The sequence below is a fragment of the Niveispirillum fermenti genome, assembly GCF_048066175.1.
GTDB classification, from domain to species: Bacteria; Pseudomonadota; Alphaproteobacteria; order Azospirillales; family Azospirillaceae; genus Niveispirillum; species Niveispirillum fermenti.
Map to the genome: position 1 here is coordinate 1 of NZ_JBLTXA010000066.1, position 9349 is coordinate 9349.

At 29.9% G+C, this 9349-nt stretch carries 10 protein-coding genes; all 10 read right to left on the reverse strand.

Going from position 1 to position 9349, the window contains the following annotated elements:
• Positions 1 to 365 (reverse strand): hypothetical protein (locus tag ACM9LZ_RS25285; protein ID WP_416622284.1); only part of this gene is annotated, 365 nt, incomplete at its 3' end.
• Positions 362 to 1504, reverse strand: coding sequence for a hypothetical protein (locus ACM9LZ_RS25290; RefSeq protein ID WP_185901884.1), 1143 nt, complete (start codon positions 1502 to 1504; stop codon positions 362 to 364). The genes ACM9LZ_RS25285 and ACM9LZ_RS25290, both read right to left, overlap by 4 nt.
• Before the next feature lie 2 nt (positions 1505 to 1506).
• Complete coding sequence (locus ACM9LZ_RS25295; RefSeq protein WP_185901883.1) at positions 1507 to 1773, reverse strand: PAAR domain-containing protein; 267 nt, start codon at positions 1771 to 1773, stop codon at positions 1507 to 1509.
• 462 nt (positions 1774 to 2235) lie between these two features.
• Positions 2236 to 2817: a hypothetical protein gene (locus ACM9LZ_RS25300; protein ID WP_185901882.1), complete on the reverse strand. Its 582-nt coding sequence runs from the start codon at positions 2815 to 2817 to the stop codon at positions 2236 to 2238.
• A 31-nt stretch (positions 2818 to 2848) separates the two neighbouring features.
• Positions 2849 to 3598 (reverse strand): hypothetical protein, encoded by a 750-nt coding sequence (locus ACM9LZ_RS25305; RefSeq protein ID WP_416622285.1) that lies wholly within the window; start codon positions 3596 to 3598, stop codon positions 2849 to 2851.
• A 164-nt stretch (positions 3599 to 3762) separates the two neighbouring features.
• A complete protein-coding gene (locus ACM9LZ_RS25310; protein ID WP_185901880.1) occupies positions 3763 to 4551 on the reverse strand; it encodes a hypothetical protein in 789 nt (262 codons plus the stop codon).
• Positions 4552 to 4582: 31 nt separating this feature from the next.
• Positions 4583 to 5374, reverse strand: coding sequence for a hypothetical protein (locus tag ACM9LZ_RS25315; protein ID WP_185901879.1), 792 nt, complete (start codon positions 5372 to 5374; stop codon positions 4583 to 4585).
• Positions 5322 to 7235 (reverse strand): lipase family protein, encoded by a 1914-nt coding sequence (locus ACM9LZ_RS25320; RefSeq protein WP_185901878.1) that lies wholly within the window; start codon positions 7233 to 7235, stop codon positions 5322 to 5324. Before ACM9LZ_RS25320 ends, ACM9LZ_RS25315 begins: the two co-directional genes overlap by 53 nt.
• Positions 7236 to 7826: 591 nt before the next feature.
• Complete coding sequence (locus tag ACM9LZ_RS25325; protein ID WP_185901877.1) at positions 7827 to 8345, reverse strand: T6SS effector amidase Tae4 family protein; 519 nt, start codon at positions 8343 to 8345, stop codon at positions 7827 to 7829.
• A 196-nt stretch (positions 8346 to 8541) separates the two neighbouring features.
• A partial coding sequence (locus tag ACM9LZ_RS25330; protein WP_416622286.1) for a DUF2345 domain-containing protein occupies positions 8542 to 9349 on the reverse strand: 808 nt, incomplete at its 5' end.

Sequence of the window (9349 nt, forward strand, 5' to 3'; positions counted from 1 at the left end):
GGGGAGCCTATTAACAAGTGAATTTCTACCTTGCCTTGCCAAAATGAACCATAATAATCTTTTATTCTTTCTAATAAAAGGTCATTACTACTACTTTCTTCTTTTATTCTTTTTTCGTCAGAAGGATATTTATTAGAATTTTTCTTATTATTTCTATATTTATATTTTTTTATTTTATTAAAATAAAAAAATAACGTAATAATAAAAAAAGACACCATTGTTATAATAAAAATTGCTATTTCTTTCTTTCTTATCGTATCAATAAAAAAATATTCACCATAATACCAGATGACGATACAAATAATTAATATAATAAAAAAAGAAAATATAGTCTTTATAGACAATGATAAAGGTTTTATATTCATTTCATTTGCTCGTTATTTGTCGTTATCGTATTAATATAAAAATTATTTTCACTCTGACATAAAGAAAGAACGTTTTTTTTATATTGATATACAAAATTTATGGACAACCCCATTGTTATCCAAGAAGAATAATCACCAACAGGCCCAATAAAATGCTCTATATCTAAGATGTTATCTAATGATATATTATTTAATGAATTATCATTATTAAATAATGCCACAAAGATGTTGTTATTTTCTTTGCTATCCAGAATAACATGAGTAGCTAAATTAGAATCTCTTTGAATTTCACTGAAGATATTTAGTGCTTCTTGATGATTTTCATCTTCTGTAATTAACATCGGACGCTGAATATTAGCCATTATGTCAATATGATATTTTTTTATTATATCATCTGATGCCATAATCAATATAGCTAAGGCTGAAGATTGTTTTTCTGTAATAATCTGATCGATAATGATTATTTCAATATAATCATTATTGTTTGCTATAGTATCTTCTATATGCTGATACGATAAGCCTTCAATTACTTCAAAATTAGGCATTTCTTTATTAAAAAAGATCTCTCTCCATACAAGCTGAAATTCATTTGTTATTTTATTTTTATCTTTAGTCGTTAAATACTTTATTTTGATAGACAGCTTATCAAGTAATTTTTCTATGTTTTTTTTTGTACTTTTTAATAAATAATAAACTGGTGGATTTTTCTCATCTAAATAGTCGATATCTTGAGGGATTTTATAACATGATTTATGTTCTGATAAATTATTTTTTATATATGAAATCGTTGTCTTTTGTGGAAGTAAAACAAGACTATCGATAACACCTACACTACGCCTTCCCCAATCTTCCCATTTTCTATCCGCGAATTTTTTTTCACTATATAAAAAATAATAAATATTTTTGTTTTTTATATAACCCACGTATTTATACAAAAAAGAAATTATTGTTATTAATAAAGGTAAAGTTGAAATAACAATGCTAACTAATTCTTTTTGTTGTATAACTTCATCTTTATTTTTTAAACTTAAAGAATAAATTAGAAAGAAAATCGATAAGAATATTGCTAAACCCCATTTAAAATAAGGGAATGGGGTTGGCTTTGATATTAATTTAATTGATTCTTTATTCCATGCCATAATTAATCCAATGAAAAATTAGTAATGCTAGAAATAAGATAACAACCACACTCGGTGTGACATCCTTCAGTCGCAAGGGCTGTACCCTGACAAGTAAAATCAGATGAACCTTCAATAATCGAATTGATGCCATGTCCTTTTTTTGGGCAGTTAACTTTATCACCGACTTTAGCTACTTTTTTTCCATTTATAATAAGATCTGATGTTGCAGTAATAACTATACCGCCATGACTAGTTTTATCGCCCAATAAAATGATATTTTTATTCATAAATTATTCCGTTAATGTACATTCAAAGGTGATGTTTCAATCTCTTTTAGATATTGAATACCAATAGTTAGCGATTTAGTATCAAACAGGAGACTGTATTTTATTTTTATCACAACGAGGTGCACAACCTTGGATCATAATGATGATAAAAAGTAAGAGAAAAAACTTATAAACGCTCCATTTCTTCTCTTGTTTTATATTTGAAATAAATATGTTCAAATAATCTCCTAGATTGGGATTGAAGTTATATTTAGTTAAGACTTTTTAATTTATTATAATTTGGAGACCATGAAGATTTTTTTTCTATGGTACCATCTGAATAATAAATAATAACACCGGTTCCTCGCTCTTTAGGTATGTCAATCTTCGTGATATTATCCTTATGATAGAGAGGGGTAAATAATATATTTTTTTCATTATTGGCTAATATATATTGAGTTCTATTCCAATGGTTAAACAGAATTATTTTTTTTCATTTGCTATTTTATTATTAATAAATACCGGATAGTAATTCAGTTCTATTTCTTCATTTTTTATTAAATTTCTTATAATTTCTCCTTTATTATATTTATGATTATTAAAGATTAAAATACTTTTATGTGAAGGTATTACTTCAAAATCATTATAAGTATTCAGTATTTTTTTATAACGAATTGACATCCAAACTTCACTCAATTGCCATTGGCATGAGCCTCCTCCATTAAGGGCAATTTTAGTCTGATAGATATCACTGCTACCTTGTTGTTTAAGTGCTACGGCGTTCGGATTAAAACCAGAAATATAATACTTTTCTCCAGCCGAATTATATCGAGCACGTTGGCAAATTTCGGAGCGATAAAGCACATTTAAAGGTAATGCCTCAATGCCTGCTGGAAGTTTGATCCCGACGGTAACCCACTCAGTATCAGCAGGGGGAGACAGTGTTTTATTTTTATCACTACGAGGTGCACAGCCTTGAATAATAATTATGATAGAAAGAAAGAGAAAAATTTGATAAAAGTGCCATTTCTTCTCTTGCTTTACATTTAAAAGAAATAGATCCAAATAACCGCCTTTATTGTGATTAAATTTATATTTAATTAAGACTCTTTAATTTATTATAATTGGGCCTCGAAGAGTTTATTTTTTCTATAGTACCATCTGAGTAATAGATAATATTAGCACTTCCTAGCTCTTTAGGTATGTTAATCTTCGTGATATTATCCTTATGAAAGATAGGGGTGAATAATATATTCTTTTCATTATTGACTAATATATATTGAGACCTATCCCAACTATTAAACAGGATTATTTTTTTTTCATTTGAAAATTCATTATTAATAAATACCGGATAGTAATTCAGTTCTATTTTTTCATTTTTTATTAAATTTCTTATAAGTTCTGGTGGACGATAATTATGATCCTTAAAGATTAAAATAAGTTTATGTGATGGTATTGTTTTAAAGTCACTATCAGTATTCAGTATTTTTTTATAGCGAATTGACATCCAAACTTCACTTAATTGCCATTGACATGAACCACCCCCATTAAGGGCGATTTTAGTCTGATATATATCACTGCTACCTTGTTGTTTAAGTGCTATAGTCTTAGGGTTAAAGCCCGGAATATAATATTTCTCACCAGCAGAGTTGTATTGAGCTCGCTGACAGATGTTAGAACGGTACAATACATTTAAAGGCAATGCTTCAATTCTTTCTGGAAGTTTAATTCCTATTGTAACCCATTCCGTATCAGCAGAGGGAGATAGTGTTTTATTTTTATCACTGCGAGGTGCACAGCCAAGTACGACAGCAGAAATAAAAAACAAGGAAAGTAACTTATACATTTATGATATTATTCTCAAGTTAAAACTTCCATTTTATTAACATGAAATTAATTTATGGAATGATTTTTAGCGTATTAAATATTGTTAAAACTTAAAGTAGACTAATTAAAATTCAAAAAGCTCACTGTATTTTTGTTCTAAGTATAAAAAAATTTTATATGTTATTATAAGCTATTTTTTAGTTTTTTATAATCAGCAATTCCTTCATGTATAGAGCCATCAGGGTATATGACAATAAGATTTTTATTATCTACCTTAGAGTCTTCATATCTAATTGTCTTGTTTTTATGATAAATTGGAAAGAAAAAAATACTTATTGCATTATATACTCTAAATTCTTTCCAAGAATCATTGTTACCATCAAAGAGTGTGAAAGTATTTTCTTTAAATATATTACTGGTTTTTATTTCTGGAAAAATATCTCTTTTTATTTCTATTTCTCCAAATTTTTTTATCAAATTTTCATTCCAATCATTTCTATTATCAAAATAAAACTTCATCCATCCCGATGGAATAATTTCGTAATCTTTATAAGCAAAATGGGCGCTTTTTACAGGTTGAATTTCCATCCAAACTTCACTTAATTGCCATTGACATGAACCTCCTCCATTAAGGGCAATTTTAGTCTGATAGATATCGCTGCTACCTTGTTGTTTAAGTGCTATAGTCTTAGGGTTAAAGCCCGGAATATAATATTTCTCACCAGCAGAGTTGTATTGAGCTCGCTGACAGATGTCAGAACGGTACAATACATTCAAAGGCAATGCTTCAATTCCTTCTGGAAGTTTAATTCCTATTGTAACCCATTCCGTATCAGCAGAGGGAGATAGTGTTTTATTTTTATCACTACGAGGTGCACAACCTTGAATAATAATTATGATAGAAAGAAAGAGAAAAATTTGATAAAAGTGCCATTTTTTCTCTTGCTTTACATTTAAAAGAAATAGATCCAAATAACCGCCTTTATTGTGATTAAATTTATATTTAATTAAGACTCTTTAATTTATTATAATTTGGAGTCCATGAAGAACTTTTCTCTATAGTACCATCTGAATAATAAATAACATTATCCTTTTCTCTTTCTCGTGGCATATCAACTTTTGTAATATTTCTTTTATTATATATAGGACTAAATAAAATATTTCTTTCATTATTTACTAATACATATTGATCTCTATCAAATAAATTAAATAAAAAAATGTTTTTTTCATTTATGAATTCATCATCGACTACTAATGGGTAATAGTCCATCTTTATAGTTCCATTTTTTATTAAATTTTTTATCAATTCTGGCGGACGATAATTATGATCCTTAAAGATTAAAATAAGTCTATCTGATGGTATTGGTTTAAAGTCACTATAAGTATTTAGTGTTTTTTTGTAAATGATTGACATCCAAACTTCACTTAATTGCCATTGACATGAGCCTCCCCCATTAAGAGCTATTTGTGCTTGATAGATATCACTATTACCTTGTTGTTTAAGCCCTACAGTATTAGGATTAAAACCTGGAATATACTCTTTCTCACCCGCAGAGTTATATTGAGCTCGTTGGCAAATGTCGGAACGATAAAGCACATTTAAAGGTAATGCCTCAATGCCTGCTGGAAGTTTGATCCCGATGGTAACCCACTTCGTATCAGCAGGGGGAGACAATGTTTTATTTTTATCACTACGAGGTGCACAACCTTGAATAATAATGAAAAAAAATAAGAAGATCCATTTATAATGGTTCATATTCTTCCATGGCTTTACTTCTAAAACGGATAAGGGCATTTTCGCCTCCTGGAATTGATTTTGTGATATTAAGGGTACTTGAAACTAATTTTTGCATATTTAAAAATGCTTTGTCTCTTTTTAATTCTTCAGGAGAGATCCCTGCATTATCGTGTCTATGGCTGTTTTGCTCCATTTGCTCTATAAATTCTAGTCGTTTAAGTTTACGTTGTAATTGAAGTTCAGGCCAAGAAGCCTCTAATAATTCATTATTTAAATAGGGAACATACATTCCTGACATGGAATGATTTTTGGGATTTGTAAAACTATCTAATAATGGATTGGTATTTGGTGGAAAAAAACGTTGAATATCATTAATATCATGTTCCTTCATAAAAAATTCTTGATTTAAATGTGCTTGTTGATTTTCTAATTTTGCTATTGAAGGAACAAGAAAAAGCTTAACTTTAATAGGAAGTGGATATGTTAAAGTTCGGCAACTAGATGGATTGTTATCAATAGTACATTCTTGCCATTCAACGATTTGTGTTATTTTAAAAAAGCAAACTAATTCACCATGATGCCAAAAAGGATCTCCTGATATAGCACCTATTTTATCTAATGGAAGTTGAACTAAACCAGCCCAGATAAAACCAAAAGTATTACCCAAGTAACCAAATTTGCCATATAACCAGTTATCTAAATCAGCGTCAGGTGGAACACTGGTGATAGTATCTGAATCATTAATATGTCGGTAATGAACAAAGCCTGTCATTGTTTGAATGGCTTTAGCTGAAAAAATACGAGGCATACCGTAGGTATATAATAATGGATTGCTATTTTTAATATTCATTTCAGCAGCGAAAGCTAGACCAAGTGCGCCTCCTAAGCTATGACCACAAATAAAAAATTTTTTCTTTTCAAAATTTTTAGCTAATTTTTTAAAGTTTTTTTCAAAACTTACTTTTGATATATTATAGGCTTCTAAAAAACCCCCATGCATTTTTCCTTCAGAAGCAATCTCTTTAGGGCAAATACTTGGAATATAATTAATATCAGTAAGCCAATCGGGAACCTCCCATGTCCCTCTCCAAGAAACAATAATATGTTCTTTATTTTCAACATAAAAAAGTTGCGTATTACCGACGGGAGTAGCTGCTTGGCGAGTATCCATAAAAACAGGAGGATAGTAACGTTCACTAAATGGGACATCATTAACTACGGTGTAAGGCATAATCGTGGATTTTGTGAGTTGTGGAATAGTCGATAAATCTTGAAAGTTACGATCGAAAAATTTGAGTAAATCAGGTTCATCAAGGTAGGCTAAATCAGACATAACAGCGAGATTATAGGCATTAACTAGGGAATATTCAGGAATATGATGAAGAATTAATGACCATGCACGAAAAGGGCAAACTTCAATAACATGACGCTTATCTAACTGTTGATCGGATATTTTATATCCATCAAATTTATTTCCATTTGGGAAGTGATAAAAAGGTAATTTATCATCATTCCAATTTTCAATGACAGGCGCTTGGTTACATAGTTCCCCAATTTTTGCATAGTGATAAATATGGTTCTTATCTGTATAAAATTTGACTGTTGAACTTTCATCGTATCGGCTTAATCTAAGTTGTCGTTTTTCCATTTCATCAGCAAATTCCTGAGCCGCTAGAAAGAGAGAAAGCTCCAGTTTATGTAAATTTTTAATGGAAATTATTCCATCTTTATCACTTTTTCCTTTATAAATCTTATTATGTCCACAACGTGTTGATTCATTTTCAGCATACCATGATATACCAGCAATAGGTTTATTTAGCTCATCAACTAACTTTATTTCAACCCAGTATTTTTTTTGATTATTATTCAAACTTACTATTTTTGTTTGACAGACGGACGATGTGTTATTAGAAAACATATTTATTTCCTTATAAATTTTTACTTTTTACTTTTTACTTTTTTAAAAAAACTTATTAATGTAATACTGAAAATGGAAATCATAGTGAATATTCTAAACATAAAAGAGAAAACTTGTTGCGTACGTTCCTCTCCATTATAAATAACCCCATTGTAAAAAATGAAAATATATTTCTCATATAAATAGGTATTTAAATTTGGAATTAATATGATGGTAAAATAAATAATCAATGAAATGAAAAATGAAGGTATAATTACTGTTCTAACTTTCATTCTAAATTGTTTAAATAGATAAAATGCTATTGTATTTAATATTGTTATTATGATAAATAAAAAAATAAAAGAATGAGTAGGAGTAAAAAATGACGGAAGCTCATTTAACAAATTATTAATTGTACTGTTTCGTTGTAAACCATCAATAGAAAAAAGTAGAATTAATGTATAAAATGAAACAATTACAATTGATAAAAGATTTAAAATTTTATTTCTCATAAAATCTCCCAAAAAAGAACTTTTTTTGCTTTTTCAAGAGAAGTTACTCGAGCATTTGAACCAAATAAATCCGTAAAACTTTCTGTAAAATTAGGAAAAGTCACTCTAAAAAAGAGCCTATTGTTCCACTACCGGCTAATTCACCTTTATTCCATAAATCAATATGGTCTCCTGTTGCTGTTTTTTCTCCTGTTCGTAACCAATAATCTTGAAAGAATATAATACCAGTTTTATCTGATATTACGCTTTCGTATGAACTCCCAGTTAATTCTATTGCTTTAGGACAACCTGCAAAAGGTTGATTTTGTAAATAATGACTTAATTCTTGTGCCCTAATTGCATGTATCCCTTTTTTTGTTTTATCGTCAGGTGTTGGGCAATGCCAACAACGAGTACCATGGAAACTCCTCATGAGTATTCCACATTGATATAGTGCTTCACTGACATGTATAGCACAGTGATCTGAAAAAACATCATCTCGCGTTTTAGGATCTTGGTGTTCTATTGTTGAAGATGGATAAGCATCCCATAATTGCTCAAATTGTAAGACATTAAGTGAGAGTGTTTTGATCGAATTTGAGTTTCCATTAGTTTTAGCTGTTGTCTCTTTATTCGGCATTTGTTTCTCCTAGTTCTATTTTTTCTAGTGCTTCATCTCCCCATAAAAATTTGATGTCAGATTCAACACCTGTTTCAAATCGCTCTGTTAATCCCTCACTGTTTGTATATCCAAATAAAATCTTACCGTTATTTGATGTCATATAATATGGGTAATTAGGAATAAGAGCCCCTGTCGATATATTGGTTGTTTTGAATTACTCATCGTGAATGGTATCAGGAAATTCGATTTCTAATGAATTGGGATAAGACGTATAGATAGTTAGTGTTTTCCCATCTTTATCAGAAACGCCATTATATTCTTCTCCTTCCTCTGTTGTGATTTTATAAGAAGCGAAAGGTAATGGTTCTCCTGTTTGTTCACTAGTTAATACATATTCACCACTAAAACCTCGGGGAAGTTCATTAATTGGGGTTGATAAGGAAGCAGCTCCCATTTTTTGGACATTAGATGATCTTAATAGAATATTTTTAGGACAACCCAGTTCAATATTTCCATTTTTAAGCGTGATATAAGCATCACCACAAGTTAAAGTAAGCTCTTGCTCAGCTTTAATAAGAACCTTACCTTGCTCACTACTTAATAATATATTGCTTAATGCGATGGCATTTAATTCATCATCCTGAGCTTGTAATTCTAATTTTCCTTGTCCTGCAAATAATTTCATTCCTGATTTCCTAGCAAATAAACTTATTGTTTCACTCGCTGTTGCTGTTATTGAATTTTCTGCACTAATATCCGTATTATGACCCGATATGATCCCAATGCTTTCAACTCCAGAAGAAAGCATAATAGCTTTGGGACTTAAAATACCAATACCTTTTGGTGCATGTAAAAGCATCCCTGCGGAGGATAAATGTTTTAAAGTTGTATTTAAACTTGATTGGCTTTCTAAATCATTGCTACTTGCATGAGATGTTATAGCTGCTTTTTGTAGATTTCTAGCGAGTGACAGAGCCTGCTCTAATTGCTCAATTGCCTCCTCCATTGCCAGCACTTCACCA

Coding starts and splice junctions, on each gene's coding strand:
- ACM9LZ_RS25290 (WP_185901884.1), bottom strand. CDS start 1,504: ATGGCATGGAATAAAGAATCAATTAAATTAATATCAAAGCCAACCCCA.
- ACM9LZ_RS25320 (WP_185901878.1), bottom strand. CDS start 7,235: ATGTTTTCTAATAACACATCGTCCGTCTGTCAAACAAAAATAGTAAGT.
- ACM9LZ_RS25305 (WP_416622285.1), bottom strand. CDS start 3,598: ATGTATAAGTTACTTTCCTTGTTTTTTATTTCTGCTGTCGTACTTGGC.
- ACM9LZ_RS25295 (WP_185901883.1), bottom strand. CDS start 1,773: ATGAATAAAAATATCATTTTATTGGGCGATAAAACTAGTCATGGCGGT.
- ACM9LZ_RS25325 (WP_185901877.1), bottom strand. CDS start 8,345: ATGCCGAATAAAGAGACAACAGCTAAAACTAATGGAAACTCAAATTCG.
- ACM9LZ_RS25315 (WP_185901879.1), bottom strand. CDS start 5,374: ATGCCCTTATCCGTTTTAGAAGTAAAGCCATGGAAGAATATGAACCAT.